The 16,724-nt window shown below is 61.6% G+C and carries 16 protein-coding genes; 6 read left to right on the top strand and 10 right to left on the bottom strand.

Going from position 1 to position 16,724, the window contains the following annotated elements:
- Positions 1–130 precede the first annotated feature (130 nt).
- The 4 genes from HX815_RS20325 to yegQ all read right to left on the bottom strand — a co-directional run bounded on the left by HX815_RS20325 (position 131) and on the right by yegQ (position 7,125).
- Positions 131–724: a glutathione S-transferase gene (locus tag HX815_RS20325; RefSeq protein WP_177021647.1), complete on the bottom strand. Its 594-nt coding sequence runs from the start codon at positions 722–724 to the stop codon at positions 131–133.
- Positions 721–4,359 carry an AAA family ATPase gene (locus tag HX815_RS20320; RefSeq protein WP_177028781.1) on the bottom strand — a complete coding sequence of 1,213 codons (3,639 nt, stop codon included), beginning with the start codon at positions 4,357–4,359 and terminating at the stop codon, positions 721–723. The genes HX815_RS20325 and HX815_RS20320 overlap by 4 nt, the downstream gene beginning before the upstream one ends.
- Positions 4,356–5,597, bottom strand: coding sequence for an exonuclease SbcCD subunit D C-terminal domain-containing protein (locus HX815_RS20315; protein ID WP_177028780.1), 1,242 nt, complete (start codon positions 5,595–5,597; stop codon positions 4,356–4,358). The genes HX815_RS20320 and HX815_RS20315 overlap by 4 nt, the downstream gene beginning before the upstream one ends.
- Before the next feature lie 208 nt (positions 5,598–5,805).
- Positions 5,806–7,125 carry a tRNA 5-hydroxyuridine modification protein YegQ gene (yegQ, locus tag HX815_RS20310; protein ID WP_008435935.1) on the bottom strand — a complete coding sequence of 440 codons (1,320 nt, stop codon included), beginning with the start codon at positions 7,123–7,125 and terminating at the stop codon, positions 5,806–5,808.
- 149 nt (positions 7,126–7,274) lie between these two features.
- Between yegQ and HX815_RS20305 the strand changes: the two genes are divergently transcribed.
- Positions 7,275–8,336 carry an AI-2E family transporter gene (locus tag HX815_RS20305; protein ID WP_003211223.1) on the top strand — a complete coding sequence of 354 codons (1,062 nt, stop codon included), beginning with the start codon at positions 7,275–7,277 and terminating at the stop codon, positions 8,334–8,336.
- On the opposite strand, the gene HX815_RS20300 is transcribed toward HX815_RS20305, so the two are convergent.
- The 3 genes from HX815_RS20300 to HX815_RS20290 all read right to left on the bottom strand — a co-directional run bounded on the left by HX815_RS20300 (position 8,333) and on the right by HX815_RS20290 (position 9,396).
- Positions 8,333–8,512 carry a hypothetical protein gene (locus HX815_RS20300; protein WP_003211225.1) on the bottom strand — a complete coding sequence of 60 codons (180 nt, stop codon included), beginning with the start codon at positions 8,510–8,512 and terminating at the stop codon, positions 8,333–8,335. The two genes, HX815_RS20305 and HX815_RS20300, sit on opposite strands and share 4 nt — an antisense overlap.
- A 103-nt stretch (positions 8,513–8,615) precedes the next feature.
- Positions 8,616–8,810, bottom strand: a complete 195-nt coding sequence (locus HX815_RS20295; protein WP_003211226.1) for a hypothetical protein — start codon at positions 8,808–8,810, stop codon at positions 8,616–8,618.
- 232 nt (positions 8,811–9,042) lie between these two features.
- The gene (locus HX815_RS20290; RefSeq protein WP_008435927.1) at positions 9,043–9,396 is read right to left on the bottom strand and encodes a hypothetical protein; all 354 of its coding nucleotides are present in this window, start codon (positions 9,394–9,396) and stop codon (positions 9,043–9,045) included.
- 241 nt (positions 9,397–9,637) lie between these two features.
- Here HX815_RS20290 and HX815_RS20285 point away from each other — a divergent pair, with 241 nt between their 5' ends.
- The gene (locus tag HX815_RS20285; RefSeq protein WP_177028779.1) at positions 9,638–10,456 is read left to right on the top strand and encodes a shikimate 5-dehydrogenase; all 819 of its coding nucleotides are present in this window, start codon (positions 9,638–9,640) and stop codon (positions 10,454–10,456) included.
- 201 nt (positions 10,457–10,657) lie between these two features.
- Here HX815_RS20285 and HX815_RS20280 read toward each other — a convergent pair whose 3' ends face one another.
- The gene (locus tag HX815_RS20280) at positions 10,658–11,305 is read right to left on the bottom strand and encodes a YceH family protein (protein ID WP_003211232.1); all 648 of its coding nucleotides are present in this window, start codon (positions 11,303–11,305) and stop codon (positions 10,658–10,660) included.
- A gap of 126 nt (positions 11,306–11,431) precedes the next feature.
- On the opposite strand from HX815_RS20280, the gene HX815_RS20275 reads away from it, so the two are divergent.
- A complete protein-coding gene (locus tag HX815_RS20275; protein ID WP_003211233.1) occupies positions 11,432–11,941 on the top strand; it encodes a DUF1993 family protein in 510 nt (169 codons plus the stop codon).
- A 68-nt stretch (positions 11,942–12,009) separates the two neighbouring features.
- Here HX815_RS20275 and sstT read toward each other — a convergent pair whose 3' ends face one another.
- Positions 12,010–13,230 (bottom strand): serine/threonine transporter SstT, encoded by a 1,221-nt coding sequence (sstT, locus tag HX815_RS20270; RefSeq protein ID WP_087694103.1) that lies wholly within the window; start codon positions 13,228–13,230, stop codon positions 12,010–12,012.
- Between the two features lie 214 nt (positions 13,231–13,444).
- On the opposite strand from sstT, the gene HX815_RS20265 reads away from it, so the two are divergent.
- Entirely contained in the window at positions 13,445–14,599 is a 1,155-nt protein-coding gene (locus tag HX815_RS20265; RefSeq protein ID WP_177009760.1) for an MFS transporter, read from the top strand.
- Between the two features lie 4 nt (positions 14,600–14,603).
- Here HX815_RS20265 and nhaR read toward each other — a convergent pair whose 3' ends face one another.
- Positions 14,604–15,506: a transcriptional activator NhaR gene (gene nhaR / locus HX815_RS20260; RefSeq protein WP_003211241.1), complete on the bottom strand. Its 903-nt coding sequence runs from the start codon at positions 15,504–15,506 to the stop codon at positions 14,604–14,606.
- 134 nt (positions 15,507–15,640) lie between these two features.
- Between nhaR and HX815_RS20255 the strand changes: the two genes are divergently transcribed.
- Together HX815_RS20255 and HX815_RS20250 are read left to right on the top strand one after the other, a co-directional pair.
- The gene (locus HX815_RS20255; RefSeq protein ID WP_177028778.1) at positions 15,641–15,904 is read left to right on the top strand and encodes a hypothetical protein; all 264 of its coding nucleotides are present in this window, start codon (positions 15,641–15,643) and stop codon (positions 15,902–15,904) included.
- A gap of 28 nt (positions 15,905–15,932) precedes the next feature.
- Positions 15,933–16,679, top strand: coding sequence for a TerC family protein (locus tag HX815_RS20250; protein ID WP_003211245.1), 747 nt, complete (start codon positions 15,933–15,935; stop codon positions 16,677–16,679).
- Positions 16,680–16,724 lie beyond the last annotated feature (45 nt).

Below are 16,724 nucleotides of genomic sequence, written 5' to 3'. Positions count from 1 at the left end.
CTTGAAGCTGATGAAGATCAAATGTGGGAGCGGGCTTGCTCGCGAAAGCGCCGGGTCAGTCTATACATGGGCTGACTGATACACCGCCTTCGCGAGCAAGCCCGCTCCCACATTTTGTCCTGCGACAGTCTCAGATTTTTGCCATCACGGCGATGAACAACGGCGATTCCAGAAACCGCTGCAACCAAGCTCGCAACCGCGGATACGGCGCCTGGCCAAACCACTCCCGATCCACATGGGCAAACTGCCGCACAAACGGTGCAAGTGCCACATCCGCCAGGCTCAAATGCCCGGCCAGCAAATACTCCCGCTCCGCCAGCAACCCCTCCAGCTTCATCAAAAACACCTCACCCTCGGCCCGATAATGCTCCATCGGATACTCCGGATAGCGCTCGGCATACTTGTATCGATTCAATTGATGTTTGAAGCCCTGATCATTCTCTTCAATCAGCGCCTGCGTCGCCCGATCATCCCCAAGCAACCAACCCTCAGGATCGTTCTTTGCCAGTGCCCAGCGCATGATCGCCAGGCTTTCATCGATCACCCGGCCATCCACGCTCAGCACCGGCACCGTGCCTTTGGGTGACAACGCCAGCATCTCAGCCGGCTTGGCCTTGAGGCTGACCTCGATGATCTGCACCGCCAGCCCTGAATACCGCAGGGCCATCCGCGCCCGCATTGCATAGGGGCAACGGCGGAACGAATACAACACGGCCTTGCTCACTTGACCTCCAGGGTGCTCAAGCCATTGCCCTGGCGCTTGACCTGAATCTGCACCGGAATCCGCTCGTGCATTTCCTGCACATGGGAAATCACCGCCACCTTGCGGCCCTGGGCCTGCAAGCCGTCGAGGGCGTCCATTGCCAGTTGCAGCGACTCGGGATCGAGGCTGCCAAAGCCCTCGTCGATAAACAGCGACTCGATCTTCAACGTGCTCGACGCCATCGACGCCAGGCCCAAGGCCAGCGCCAGCGACACCAGGAATGTCTCGCCACCCGACAACGAATGCACCGAACGCAGTTCGTCGCCCATCTCCGTGTCGAGTACCAGCAGGCCGAGCATGCTGCCGCCGCGCTTGAGGCGGTAGCGGCGCACCAGTTGGCGCAGTTGGACGTTGGCGTGGTGCACCAGCAGGTCGAGGTTGTAGGCCTGGGCGATCTTGCGGAAGGTATCGCCGGTGGCCGAACCGATCAGCGCATTCAGGCGTGCCCAGCGTTGCCATTCGTCGTAGGCCTTGGCGATCTCGGCCGCCAAGGCCTGGTTGGCATCCTGGCGGCGCTGGTCGTCGGCCTGTTGGGCGCGCAGTTCGGCGCAGTGTTTTTCGCCAATGATCAGCGCGGCATTGAGTTCGGCCAGGGCGCTGTCCAGTTGCTCGGCGTCGAGGTTGCCGTTGTGCAGCGCCTGGTGATCCTTGAGCCGCTGTTCGCGCTCTTGCAGCAACACCTTGGCCTGCTCGATGGCTTTTTCGCTGTGTTGCAGTTGCTGGCGTAGCTCGGCCACCTGCGGCTCATCGAAGGCCACCAGGCGCGCCAGGCCTTCGTCATCGAGTTCCGGGTGCAACGCGCGCCAGTCGTTCAGGCGCGTGCTGAGGGCCAGGTGCTCGGTGTCCAGGGATTGTTGGCGCTCTTGCAGCGACTTGAGGTCGGCGGCCAGTTGGATCAACTGGTTGCGGGTGTCCTGCAACTGCTGGTTGGCCTCGCTCTCATGCTGGCGAGCCTGCTCGACGGCCTGGTCCAGTTGCTGTTGCCAGTGCTCGGCGCTGGGGCTTTCGCCCAGCAGACCGGCGAGCTTTTCCTCGGCCGCGTGTTGCAGGGCGCTCTGTTCGGCGAGCTGTTTGTGCAAAGTCTCCAGCTGCTGCTGGCGGTGTTGCTGGCGGTCCTGCTCTTTCTCGATGGCTTGCTGGCGCTGTAGCTGCTCGGCCAATTCTTCCTTTTGGTTGTCGAGCTGTTCCAGGCGCTGGCTGACCTGCTGGTCGAGCAACATGAAGGTCGCCGCCGGCTCGCTGCGCAGGCCTTCGAGGGTCTCGGTGGGCAGCAGGCTGGCGAAGGCGTTGAGTTCTTCGTCCAGGCGTTCGCGGTCGTTGGACAGTTCCCGTTGCTGGTCGATCAGTAACTGGCGCGCCTGTTGGCTGGCGTCCTGGGCGGCTTGCAGTTGTTGCTGCAAACGCCCGGCGTTCTGTTGCAGGTTGAGCAGGGCGCTCTGGCGTTGCTCGTCCTGGGTGAGACTCTGGCTGAGCTGGCTCAGTTGCTGGGCGAGCCAGGCGTCGCGCTTGGCCGCGTCCTGGTTGAACAGCGAGGCCGACAGCGGATGGGCTTCAAGGCTTGGCAGCAAGGCCTGCAACTGGCTGGCGAGTTGCTCCTGTTGTTGCAGGAATTCCTTTTGCTGGGCGATCAGGCCGCCCACTTCGCCACGCAGGTCAGTGAGTTTTTCCTTGAGCACATCCACGGCTTGCTGCGCGTTGGCTTCTTCGCTTTCGTCGTGGCGGGTCAGGCTTTGCAGCATGGCTTCGGGCTGGTGATACGGGTGCTCGACACTGCCGCACACCGGGCACGGCTGCTCATCCTGCAGCTGGCCGCGCAATTCCTCGACGCTGGCACTGCGGGCCAGGCGCTGGCGCTCCAGCAGTTGCTTGGTGACGGTCAGGGTCTGTTCGGCGACGGCCAACTCGGCCTTGGCCTGCAAGCCGCTCTGGTTCAACAGTTCGCGTTGTTGCTGGGCGAGGGTCTGCTTTTGCGTCAGGGCTTGGCTCTGGCTGTCGAGTTGCTGATGGCTATTCCACAGCCGCGCCAGGTCTTCAAACGCGCGATGTTGCTTGCGGTTGTCCTGGAGCAGGCTGCCGAGCAACTGGATCTGTTCGGCCACTGCATGGGGCTCGGCGCCGGCTTCGTGGTACAGCAGGTCAAGGGCTTCGCGTTGCTCGGTCCATTTTTCACCGAGACGGGTGGCGCGCTCTTCCAGTTGTGGCAGTTCGGCCTGGCCTTTATTGAGGCGATTGCCGATCAGCATCAGCTGTTGCAAGCGGTCGCGGTAGGCGCTCCAAGCCTCGCTCAACGGCGCGAGGGCGGCGCTGCGTTCAAGCTCTGCGGCGAGCCGGTGCAGGCGCTCGGCGACAACTTTTTGCTTGTCGAGCAAGCCGGTCAACGTCGCCTGGCCTTCCACGCAGGCAGCTTCACCCAGCTGTTTCTCTTCGCTGCGTTTGGCCAGCTCGCGGGTCAAGTGGGCGAGGGTGGTTTGCTCCTCGAAGGCCTGGCGCAGCAAGGGCACAGCGTCGGCCTGCTGCTTGAGGGCCTGGGCGAGGGTGGCTTGCACGTCGGCCTGTTGCTGTTGCAGTTGGGTCTGGCGGGTGTGCAGCGCGGTTTGTTGCTCAAGGTGCTGCTGGATCTGCGCGGCAAGGGGCTGCAGCTGCGTGGTCAGTTCGGCCTGGCGGGCGAAGTGGTGACGTTGCGGCGCCAGTTGTTCCAGGCGGCTGAGGTCCAGGCGCTGCGGGCCCTGGCTTGCCCAGTGTTGCTGGGCCTGTTGCAGTTGCTCGACCGCGCCTTGTTGGCGCTCCTGCCATTCCCGCAGTTCCTTCAGCCAAGTGTGCTGCAACTCGAGTTGCTTGAGTTGCGCCTGCTGGGTCTTGAGCTGTTGCTGTGCGGAGGCCAGCTGTTCGTCGAGTTCGGCGCGGGCCTCGGGGGCCAGCGGGGTGACGCCGGTAGCCTGGTCCTGCAGGTGTTTGTGGGCGTCCCGGGCGTCCTTGGCCTTGTCGAAGGCGCGGCGACCGAGCTGGGTGTAGAGCGCAGTGTCGGTGAGCTTTTCCAGCAGTTCGCTGCGCTCGTTGTCGTTGGCCTTGAGGAACGCGCTGAACTCACTTTGCGCGAGCAACACCGCGCGGGTGAACTGCTCGAAGTTCAGGCCCAGGGCCAATTCCAGCTGGGTCTTGTATTCGGTTTTCTGGCTGGCCAGCAGTTGCTCGCTGTCCAGGTCGATCAGGCTTTGCCGGCTGGCTTGCAGCTTGCCGCTGGCCTTGTCCCGGGCGCGGTTGGCTTCCCAGCGGGCGCGGTAGCGACGGCCACTGACGCCGACAAAATCCACTTCGGCATAACCGCCGCCAGTGCCCCGGCGAATCAGGGTGCGTGGGTCACCGATGGAAATATCGGTGTCGGCATCCGGCATTTTTGCCTGGCCGGTATCGCCCAGGCGCGGCACGGCGCCAAACAGCGCCAGGCACAGCGCATCGAGCAAGGTACTTTTACCGGCGCCGGTGGGCCCGGTAATCGCGAACAGCCCGGCGCTGGCCAGGGGCTCGGCGGTAAAGTCGATTTCAAACGGACCCGCCAAAGAGGCGAGGTTTTTCAGGCGAATGGCGAGGATCTTCATGGCTGTTCGCCCTCCTGTTGCACTTCCTGGAGCAGCACGGCGAAGTCCTTCAGGGTCTGTTCGTCCACTTCACTGCCGTAGCTTTCCTGCCAGGCGCGGCTGAACAATTCCTGGGGCGTGAGCTGGTCGAGTTCGATCAGGCGGTCTTCCTGGCTGTCTTCACGGCCTCCGCTGCCTGCGTATTCAGCGGCGATGCGCACCAGGCGCACGGCCTTGCCTTGCAGGGCGTTTTCCACCTGCTGGCGCAGGTCGGGTTGCGGTTCGTCGAGGCGCACCCGCACTTCCAGCCACGGTTGGCGCTGGGTTTCGGCCAGCAGGTCGATGTCGGGCAGGTCGGTCAGTTGCTTGAGGATGTCGGCCAGGGGCGCGGCTTCCAGGCGTTGCAGGTTGACCGAGCGCGGGATCAGGCGGGATTCGACGCTGACCAGGGTTTCGCCGTCCAGTTGCACGTCGAGGATCTGGTGCTGGTAGCCGATTTCCGAGAATGACAGCGGAATCGGCGAGCCGCAGTAGCGAATCCGCTCCTCGCCATTCACCCGCTGGGGTTTATGCAAATGGCCGAGGGCCACATAGCTGACGCTGGCATCGAACAGGCTGGCCGGCAGCGCTTCGGCATTGCCGATGATCAGGCTGCGCTCGGAGTCTTCCGACACCGAGCCGCCGGCCATGTGCGCATGGCTGATGGCAACCAGTGCCTGGCCCGGCTGGCGCTTGGCATTGGCGGCAGCAATCAGCCACTCGTGAACCTGGCCGATGCCCCGCAGGTAATCGTCCCCCAGTTGTGCGCCGGTCACTTCGGCCGGGCGCAGGAACGGCAATGCCAGGCACCAGCCGGCAATTTCACCGTCGGCACCGGGCAATGGAATCAGCAGGCGTTCGACATCCAGTTGTCCGTCATCCAGCCACAGCACCCGTCCCAGGGCGTGGGTGCGCAGGCGGCGCATCAACGGCGCCGGCAGTTCGATGCGCGAGCCGGAGTCGTGGTTGCCGGCGATCATCACGATGGTCAGTGCAGGGTTTTGCTCATGGGCGCTGATGATGAAGTCGTACAGCCGCTCCTGGGCCTTGAGTGGCGGGTTGACCGTGTCGAAAATATCGCCGGCGATCAACAGCACGTCAGGGCGATGCAGGCCCAACTGGCCCAGCAGCCAGTCGAGGAAGCAGGCGTGTTCGAAGTCGCGTTCCTGGCCGTGCAGGTTTTGCCCAAGGTGCCAGTCGGAGGTATGAAACAGACGCAAGGCGATCTCCGTAAAAAAGAGGGTGACCGCTCAAGAGAAGGTGGCGGTACGCAGAACCGCCAATTCTACTTTGCAAATGAACCTAGTGCGCGTACGCCCTGCTTTTTGTGGTGAGGAGCTTGTGGTGGTGAAGGAGAGTGCTGTGGTGAGGGAGCAAGCTCCCACACCACAACAAGCTGTCTCACACTCATTGAGGTGTCTGGCGAAGTTAAACGTCGCGCATCAAAAGGCCGAAACGCAGGTCCATCTCCGCCGGGATCGGCAAATACACCGTATGCCCGTCACCCGGCGCCACCGCGATGGCCTCGCCCTTGGCGTTGTGCAATGAGCCCAGGTCAAAGTGGAAATTCCCCGCCGGGGTCATCAGTTCCAGGTGATTGCCCACGGCAAAACGGTTCTTGACCTTGACCTCGGCCAGTTCGCCGCGCCGTTCACCGGTCAGTTCGCCGACGAACTGCTGGCGTTCGGACACCGAGCTGCCGTTCTGATAGTTCTGATACTCATCGTGCACGTGCCGGCGCAGGAAACCCTCGGTGTAGCCGCGCTGGGCCAGGGATTCGAGGTTGGTCATCAAGCCCCGGTCAAAGTCGCGCCCGGCCACCGCGTCATCAATCGCCTGGCGATATACCTGGGTGGTGCGGGCGCAGTAAAAGTGGGATTTGGTGCGGCCTTCGATCTTCAACGAGTGCACGCCCATGCGCGTCAGCCGCTCGACGTGCTGCACCGCCCGCAGGTCCTTGGCGTTCATGATGTAGGTGCCGTGTTCATCTTCGAAGGCGGGCATCTGTTCGTCGGGGCGATTGGCCTCCTGCAGCAGGAACACCTGGTCGGTGGGCGCGCCGAGGCCCAGGGTCGGCTCGGGCGCATAGTGCTGCACGATGTCGCCGGCGGCGTTTTCCACCGCAGGCGTCGCCTGGTATTTCCAGCGGCAGGCGTTGGTGCAGGTGCCCTGGTTGGCATCTCGCTTGTTCATGTAGCCCGACAGCAGGCAGCGCCCGGAATAGGCCATGCACAGCGCGCCGTGCACAAATACTTCCAGCTCCATGGCGGGGACTTGCTGGCGAATCTCGTCGATTTCCTCCAGCGACAACTCCCGCGACAGGATGATTCGGCAGATGCCCTGCGCCTGCCAGAATTCGACGCTGGCCCAGTTCACCGTATTGGCCTGCACCGACAGGTGGATCGGCATGTGCGGGAAGTGCCGGCGCACCAGCATGATCAGGCCCGGGTCGGACATGATCAGCGCATCCGGGCCCATGGCGATCACCGGGGCAAGGTCCTTGAGGAAGGTTTTCAGCTTGGCGTTGTGAGGCGCTATGTTGACCACCACATAGAACCGCTTGCCCTGGGCCTGGGCTTCCTGGATGCCGAGGGCGAGGTTGGCGTGGTCGAACTCGTTATTGCGCACCCGCAGGCTGTAGCGCGGTTGCCCGGCGTAGACGGCATCGGCACCGTAGGCAAAGGCATAACGCATGTTTTTCAGGGTGCCGGCGGGGGCGAGCAGTTCGGGGGCGATAACGGGAGGCATGGGTTCGGGTCGCAAAAGGGCGGCAGGGTAGCCGGGCCGGGTGCGCAGTTTATTGATCCAGGTCTAATAAGTAGGGCACTCGCGGGATTTGCAGTGGACTAAACATCAAGGCGCACATGAGCGCCTGGTGTTTTAGACATGGACCGGACATGAACCAAACCAACCTGCAATTCAAAACCCTGCTGTTACTGCTCGCCCTGGTGACCATCGCGTTTATCTGGATTTTGCTGCCGTTCTACGGCGCGGTGTTCTGGGCGGTGATCCTGGGGATCATCTTTGCGCCGATGCAACGGCGCTTCCAGCAACGTTTTGGCTGGAACCGCAATCTCACATCCCTGGCAACCCTGACGGTGTGCCTGATAATCGCGATTCTGCCGGTGATCATCACCAGTGCCTTGCTGGTGCAGGAGGGCGCGACGCTTTACAAGAACGTCGAGAGCGGCAAGCTCGACGTTGCCGGGTATATCGAGCAGTTCAAGAACTTCCTGCCACCGTATTTCCAGCATCTGCTGGACCGCTTCGGCATGGGCAACCTGGAAGGCCTGCGGGAGAAGATCGTCAAGAGTGCGATGCAGGGCAGCCAGTTTTTTGCGACCCAGGCGTTCAGCTTCGGCCAGGGCACGTTTGATTTCCTGGTGAGTTTTTTCATCATGCTGTACTTGCTGTACTTCCTGCTGCGCGATGGCCCCGAGCTGGTGCGCAAGGTGCGCACCGCGGTGCCGCTGGCCGAACCGCAGAAGCGTCGCCTGCAATTGAAGTTCAACCGGGTGGTGCGTGCCACGGTGAAAGGCAACGTGCTGGTAGCGGTCACGCAAGGCGCGTTGGGTGGCTTGATCTTCTGGTTCCTGGACATTCCCAGCGCGTTGCTCTGGGCGGTGTTGATGGCGTTTCTGTCGCTGCTGCCGGCGGTGGGCGCGGGGATCGTGTGGGGGCCGGTGGCGGCGTACTTCCTGCTGAGCGGGTCGATCTGGCAGGGCGTGGTGCTCGGGTTGTTCGGGGTATTTGTGATCGGGCTGGTGGACAATGTGCTAAGGCCCATCCTGGTGGGCAAGGACACCCGCATGCCGGATTACCTGATCCTTATCTCAACCTTGGGCGGCCTGTCGATCTTTGGCTTGAACGGCTTTGTCATCGGGCCACTGATTGCTGCGTTGTTCATGTCCAGCTGGGCGCTGTTTGTGGAAACCAAGCCGCGGGTGCAACTGCCTTAGGCATGAAAGCAATGCGCCATTTTGACCGACAGGGCCTGGGCGGCCGGTAGTGAAGTGAGTGGGCCGCTGATGGCTTCGCCATCGCGTACCAGGTACCAGCAGGCGAGCAAGCCAAGCTCCCGCAGAGAGGCGGGAACGGCACTGCCGATGACAGACATGATTTGAATAGTGGGCATGATGACCTCCGATACGCTATGGAGGTGACATTACGGTGCGTAGGCCTTCAGGGAAAATCAACCTGCTCGATAGTCGACATCACTGTTATCGAGCGACCCTCAGTCAGTCGACCACCTGGTCGAGCATATGCACCACTTCCTGTTCACTGAGCAGGCCCTTGCGCACCAGGTTTTCCGTCAGCAAGGACAGGAACTTGGCGTTGCGATGGCCTTCCAGGGCCTTGAGCTCCGTCAGTACGCTATAGACCTTGCTCGAGGTGCAGAGGCCGGCGGTGCGATGTGGGTTTTGCGTGGGCATGGGCAATCGTCCTTGTTGTTATTGGTCGGACAGTGTTGATAGTGGAAGCCTTTTGAGACACAAACATGACAGCGCAGGCCCCGTTCGGGCAAGCGCCTATTGAGATCAATGATGTGGGATTTGGCCACAGCCATTGTCCTTATAACGACCTTGGCGAGATTTATTCAGACCTGCAGGCCAAAAAAAGGCCCCGCTTTTAGGGCGGAGCCTGTTCAGGTGTGTCAGTTGAGGCTTACCAGCCGCGACCGTAATAGCCGTGTGGAGGGCCGTAGTAGCCGCGCGGTGGGCCGTAGTAGACCGGCGCCGGGCGATAATAAACCTGTTGTTGCACATACACAGGCGGTGGCGGTGCGTAGTAGACCGGCGGCGGAGCGGCATACACCGGCTGCGGCTGGACATACACCGGTTGTTGCACGTAGACCGGCCGCGATTGACTGGCGACGATCGAGCCGCCTACCACTGCACCAACAACGGCTCCCAGTGCGAGCGGAGCACCCCAACCACCACCGTGGGCGGAGGCCTGTCCTGCCATAGCGAGTGCGCCGATCAGCAAGGCGATCTTGGGGAGTTTACGAATCATGGTCATTCCTCGGTTAGCCCCTGCGCTCATGGTCTGCAATCAATCGACTCAAGGATTGTCGCGGGGATACTTTTAAGACAGCGTATTTCTAAAAAACAGCACAGCCGATAGGTAAAGGTTGTGTAAGGTCTGTATCGGTTGGCTTACACAAGTGGCCGGGCACAGTGCGTATGATCCATGACAACCCGCCGGCGCGGGTATTCCGTCTATCCGAAACCGCCTCTGGAATGGCTTCAAGGAGTTACCGATGCAGATGAACCCCAACAAGGACACCCAACTGTGCATGTCACTGTCGGCGCGCCCCGGGAACTTTGGCCTGCGCTTTCATAACCACCTGTACGAGCAGTTGGGGTTGAATTTCTACTACAAGGCCTTCAGTAGCCAGGACCTGCCGGGCGCCGTCGGTGGCATTCGGGCCTTGGGCATTCGGGGTTGTGGCGTGTCGATGCCGTTCAAGGAAGCCTGTATTGCCCTGGTGGATGAGCTGGACGATTCGGCGCGGGCCATTGCGTCAATCAATACCATCGTCAACACCGACGGGCATTTGAAGGCCTACAACACCGATTACATCGCCATCGAGCAACTGCTGCACAAGCACCAGGTGCCCAAGGACTCGACCTTCGCCCTGCGCGGCAGCGGCGGCATGGCCAAGGCGGTGGCCAGTGCCTTGCACGATGGCGGCTACGCCAAGGGCGTGATCGTGGCGCGCAATGAAGAAGCGGGCCGGGCGCTGGCCCAGAGCCTGGGGTATGAGTGGCAGGCGCAGTTGGGTGCCTTGCGCCCGCAGATGCTGGTCAACGTCACGCCGATTGGCATGACCGGAGGGGCGGAAGCGGATCAGTTGGCGTTTGAAGCTGACGCGGTTGATGCGGCCGAGACGGTCTTCGATGTGGTGGCGATTCCCTCGGAAACCCCGCTGATCCTGCGTGGACGGGCCCAGGGCAAACGAGTGATCACCGGTTTGGAAGTGATCGCCATCCAGGCGTTGGAGCAGTTCGTGCTTTACACCGGCGTGCGGCCGACGGATGAACAGTTTCAGGCGGCGGTGGCATTTGCCCGGAGCTGAGCATCACCGCTGGCGGTGTGGAGAGTGAGCTTGCTGTGGCGAGGGAGCTTGCTTTGGAGAGTGAGTTTTTGTGGCGAGGGAGCTTGCTCCCGCTGGGTTGCGCAGCAGCCCCAAGAAAATGGGAGCGCTACGCACTCCAGCGGGAGCAAGCTCCCTCGCCACAAAAGCTCCATCACCACAGAAGTCCACTCACCACAAACATTATTCGAGCCGCGAAAGGCGCTCTTCCAGCGCCGCAATCCGCGCTTCCAGCTCTTCGATACGCTCCAGGGAAACCCCACTTCCCGCACCACGCTCCACCGGATTCCCACGTGCCGCCAGGATCGCTTCAATGTCCGCCGGGTCGCCCAGGGCGTGCATGTACCGATCCTCCCGCTGCCCCGACTGACGCGGCACCAACAACGCCAGCCCACGGGCGATCAGGCGTTCCAGTTGATGCACCACCTGCTCGGCGTCTTCAAAGTCATGCATGCGCCCGCTGCGGGTCAGCAGTTCGTTGACCGTCTGCGGCCCCCGCAGGAACAGCAACCCGCTGAGAATCACCTGGGCCGGCACCAGCTCCAGCGCCTTGTCCACCCGATGCTCCCAGCGGTCGGCGCGGCTGCCCATCACCAGCCGGGTAAACCCGCGGCCTTCCAGGGCCCGCAGGCTCTGGCCAACCTGGCCCTGGCTGAGGTTCATCACCGGTTCGCGGCTGGTTTTCTGGTTACAGGCGATCACCAGCGCGTTGAGGGTCAACGGGTAGGTTTCAGGGCTGGTGGCCTGTTTTTCGATCAGGCAGCCAAGGATGCGGATTTCCGTGCTGTTCAGGCGCGGTTCTTCGGAAGTGGTGTCGTGCTCGGTGGTCATCGCGCTTTCCCTAATGCAGTGAGCTCACTAGCCTAATCCTGAAAAAATAAAAGACAAGCGGCGCCGGTGGTCGGCATGTCTATAATCGCGGCTGTTTCAAACCCTGCCACAACTGTCGAGACTGTCATGACTATTTCCCTGTACGCCGCTTCCCTCCCGGTCTTCAAGCAAATGCTCAACGCCCTGAGCGATGTGCTGAACAAGGCCGAGGCCCACGCCACCGCCAAGAACATCGACCCGAACGCCTTCCTGCAGGCACGCCTGTACCCGGACATGTTCCCGCTGGTGCGCCAGGTGCAGATCGCCGTCGACTTCGCCAAAGGCGTTTCTGCCCGCCTGGCTGAAATCGAAGTTCCGAAATACGACGATACAGAAGTCACCTTCGCCGACCTGCAAGCGCTGATCGCCAAGGTCCTGGCGTTTATCGACACCATCACCCCGGCCCAGGTCGACGGTAAAGAAGGCATCGAGATCATCACTCGCCCTGGCACCCCGAAAGAGAAGCGCTTCAGCGGCCAGTCGTACCTGCTGAGCTACGGCCTGCCGCAGTTCTTCTTCCACGTCACCACCGCTTACGCCTTGCTGCGTCACAACGGCGTGGAAGTGGGCAAGCGCGACTACATGGGCGCGTTCTAAGCCTTGTAATAAAAAGCCCGGGGCGATTCATTCACGAACCGCCCCGGGCTTTTTTGTGCGCGCAAGGTCTACGCGGCTTGTTCTTCCTTGCCCAGGCACGCGGCAGCGGTGAACAACACGTCGGTGGACGAGTTCAGTGCGGTCTCCGCCGAGTCCTGCAACACGCCGATGATGAAGCCCACGGCCACCACCTGCATGGCGATTTCGCTGGGAATGCCGAACAGGCTGCACGCCAGCGGGATCAACAGCAGCGAGCCCCCGGCAACCCCCGACGCGCCGCAGGCACACACCGCCGCGACCACGCTGAGCAGCACGGCGGTGGGGATGTCCACGGCAATGCCCAGGGTGTGCACGGCGGCCAGGGTCAGCACGGTGATGGTGATGGCTGCGCCGGCCATGTTGATGGTGGCGCCCAGCGGGATCGACACCGAGTAGGTGTCTTCATGCAGGCCCAGGCGCTTGCTCAACGCCAGGTTGACCGGAATGTTGGCCGCCGAACTGCGGGTGAAAAACGCGGTGATCCCGCTTTCCCGCAGGCACATCAGCACCAGTGGGTAAGGGTTGCGGCGCAGCTTCCAGAACACGATGGCCGGGTTGATCACCAGCGCGACGAACAGCATGCAGCCGATCAACACCAACAGCAGGTGTGCGTAGCCCAGCAGGGCGCCGAAGCCGGACGTGGCGAGGGTCGAGGCCACCAGGCCGAAAATCCCCAGGGGCGCGAAGCGGATCACCATGCGCACGATCAGCGTGACGCCGTTGGACAGGTCGCCCAGTACGGTGCGGGTGGTGTCGCTGGCATGGCGAATGGCGATGCCCATGCCGATGGCCCACGCCAGGATACCGATGAAATTGGCGTTCATCAGCGCGTTGACCGGGTTGTCCACCACGCTCAGCAACAGGCTTTGCAACACATCACCGATACCGCCGGGAGGGCTGACGGCCACATCGTGGGTGGCCAGCACCAGCGAGGAGGGGAACAGCGTGCTGGCGATCACCGCGACCACGGCGGCAGCGAACGTGCCCAGCAGGTACAGGAACAGGATCGGGCGGATATGGGTTTCCTGGCCGTGCTTGTGGCTGGCAATCGAGGCCATCACCAGCACAAATACCAGGATGGGCGCGACGGCCTTGAGCGCCGAGACAAAGACCTTGCCAATAAACCCGGTAGCTTGTGCGACGTCGGGCAACAGCAGGGCCAACAGGATACCGGCGATCAGGCCGATGACAATTTGGGTGACCAGGCTGATAGACATCAGGCGTTGAAAGAGGGAAGGGGCAGCAGTCATAAAAAGGTTGTCTCTGGTTTTTTTAATAGATGCAGCTAGGCAGCATGAATCTGGCAGGGGCGAAGTCTAACATCTGTAGGAAACGTCTAATCCGGGTGCGGCGTTCCGTCACCACGATGGGACACATTCTGTTAACATTGCCCATCCTCTTATTTCTTCTCTATCAGCGGGCCCTCCGGGCTGTCGTTGATGTCGCTGTTTTCTGGAGTTTTTAATGCTGTTTCCGATCCTGCTGTTGTCGGCAGCCGGTTTTACCGTGCTGACCACAGAGTTCATCATCGTCGGCCTGTTGCCTTCCATCGCCCGGGACCTCGATGTAAGCGTGTCCCAGGCCGGGTTGCTGGTGACGTTGTTCGCCTTCACCGTGGCGGCGTTTGGCCCGTTCCTCACCGCATATTTCGCCCGGTTCGAGCGCAAGCGGCTGTTTATCACGATCCTGATCATGTTCGGCCTGGCCAACACTCTGGCGGCGATGGCCTCGAATATCTGGGTCATGTCCCTGGCCCGGTTGATCCCGGCACTGGGGCTGCCGGTGTTCTGGGCCCTGGCCAGCGAAACAGCGGTGGACATTGTGGGGCCGGACTTCGCCGGTCGCGCGATTGAAAAAATCGGCTTCGGCATCGTGTGTGCCACGGTCTTCGGGATCCCGGTGGGCACGCTGATTTCCGATATGTTCGGCTGGCGCACCGCCTTTGGCATTCTCGCGGTGGTGGCGTTCGCCAAGGCCCTGCTGCTGTTTATCTACCTGCCGAAGACCCGGGCAAAGCACGACCAGGTCAGCCTGCGCTCGCAGTTCAAGATCTTGCGCAGCCCGCTGATGCAGGGCCATATCCTGCTGTCGATCCTGGTGTTCAGCGGGATGTTCACCGCCTACACCTACCTGGCAGACATTCTCGAACGCCTGGCGGGTTTTGACGGCACGGTAGTGGGCTGGTGCCTCATGGGCTTTGGCGCGGTCGGCCTGATCGGTAACTCTTTGGGCGGGCGCATGGTCGACCGTCATCCGCTGATTGCGTCGATGGTGTTCTGCGGTTTCATGATCGCCGGCATGGTGGCGCTGGTGCCCGCCATCCATTCCACGATCGGGTTGGCGGCGGCGATGGCGGTATGGGGCGTGACCCAGGCGGCATTGTTTCTGGTCAGCCATGTGCGACTGATGAAGGCCGCACCCCATGCGCCGGCGTTTGCCGCCTCGTTGAACATTGCCGGGGCCAACCTGGGGATTGGCCTGGGGGCGCTGGTGGGCGGGCATGTGATCGACACCCTGGGCCTGGGCAGCCTCGGGTTTGCCGCGGCGGGCTTTATCCTGTTGTCGATCCTGCTGGCGCTGTGGCTGATGACCGCCAAGACCCGCGCCGTCTGCGCCTGAGCCTTCAGGGCAGGGAAGTGAACAGCTCCCGTCTGGCACCTTCGGTAATCGCCACGATGCCGGGGTGCTTGACCTTGCGCTCCACCGAGATTGCATAAAACGATTCGGTCACCGCATCCGTCTGGCCGATCAGCGCCACGCCATACTGGCGTTCCACCTCGTCGGCAATCACGCTCGGCGCGATGAAAATCCCGCTGCCGGATTGGCCAAAGGCCTGCATCAACGCGCTGTCGTCAAATTCCCCGACAATCCGAGGCTGGATCTGCTGCTCGGCAAACCAGCGCAGCAAACGGCTGCGCACCACCGTCTCCGCCCCCGGAATCAACAGCGGCGCACCCTGCAGGCATTGTGGGAAATCGCCGCGATGCTGGTCAGCCAATGCCTGGGTTGCGAAGAAACTGATGCCGCATTCCCCCAGCTTCTGGCTGTAGCCCTTGATGTCCAGGTGCGGCGGCATCGGGCTGTCGGAGATCACCAGGTCCAGGCGCTGGATCGCCAGGTCCGCCAGCAAGCGTTCGAGTTTGTCTTCACGGCAGGTGATGCGGATCGGCTCGCTCAACTCCATGGTTGGCGCAATCAGCCGATAGACGATGGACTTGGGCACCACATCCGCGACGCCAACCCGGAACAGGATCTGCTGCTCATTGGGCTGGGTACGCAACATCGCTTCAAGCTCATTGCCCAGCTGGAACATCTGCTCGGCATAGGGCAGCGCCTGGCGCCCGGCTTCGGTCAGCTCCAGCTGGCGCCCGACCTTCTGGAACAATGCCACGCCAAAGGTCTGTTCCAGCAGGCTGATCTGCCCGCTGATGGTCTGCGGCGTGAGGTTCAGTTGCTCGCAGGCGCGCACGATGCTGCCGGTCTTGGCGACGACCCAGAAGTAGTGCAGTTGTCGGTAATTAAGCATGGCGGCCAATACTTCGTTAAAACCGAAGTATAAACGAAAAAAATACGAATTTTCCTGAAGTGTTCCCCTGCATAGAATGCGTCGCTATCGAGGGGCCACTACTTGGACCCGACGGTTCTAACGAGGAACGCATCATGAAACTCAATTCCCTGGGCGCAACGGCGTTACTTGGGCTTTCATTAGTCATGCTCAGTGGCTGTGACCAAGCGGAAAAAAGCGCGCAACAACTGCTGGGCAAGGCCACCGAGTCGGCCAAGCAAGTGATTGACGACACCCACCAGGCCGCCGAACAGGCGTTGAGTGACGCGACCAAGGGCTTGATCGCACCGCCGCAAGGCAAGCCGGACAAGCCGGAACAGGAAGACAGCAAGGCTGAGTCCACCTCCCAAGAAACCTGATACCCGCACACAACACCAGGAATGACCTATGGAATACCTTTTACAACTGGCCGCCAGCCCGACCGCGTGGATCGCACTGGCCACCCTGATCGTCATGGAGATCGTGCTGGGGATCGATAACCTGATCTTTATCTCGATTCTCACCAACAAGTTGCCGGTGAAGCACCGGGCCAAGGCCCGCCGCATCGGCATCAGCATGGCATTGATCCTGCGTCTGGGCCTGTTGAGCACCATCGCCTTTATCGTGCAGCTGACCGAGCCGGTCATCGACATCCTGGGGCAGTCGTTCTCCTGGAAAGACATGATCCTGATCGCCGGTGGCCTGTTCCTGGTGTGGAAGGCTACCACCGAGATCCATCACAGCATGGACCCCGAGAAGGAGCATGTGGACACCGGCGCGCCGAGCGTGACCCTGGGCTTCGCCTCGGCGATTGGCCAGATCCTGCTGCTGGACATGGTGTTTTCCATCGACAGCATCATCACCGCCGTGGGCATGACCGAGCACTTGCCGATCATGATCATTGCCGTGGTGGTCTCGGTGATCGTGATGCTGGTGGCGGCCGAGCCGCTGGCCAAGTTCATCAACGACAACCCGACCATTGTGATGTTGGCCCTGGGCTTCCTCATCATGATCGGTATGACGCTGATCGCCGAAGGTTTCGGCGCCCATGTGCCAAAAGGCTATGTGTATGCGGCCATGGCGTTCTCGGCGGCTATCGAATGCCTGAACATGATGCGACGCAACCGGCATAAACGGCTTGCTGCCAAACACTAAGGGCTGAACATAAAGGCCGACTGCATGCAGTCGGCCTTTTGCTGT

The sequence above is a fragment of the Pseudomonas sp. E6002 genome (genome assembly GCF_013385565.1).
Taxonomy (GTDB): domain Bacteria; phylum Pseudomonadota; class Gammaproteobacteria; order Pseudomonadales; family Pseudomonadaceae; genus Aquipseudomonas.
Note: the sequence above shows the minus strand (reverse complement) of the source record. Positions and strands in the feature narration are given on the sequence as shown.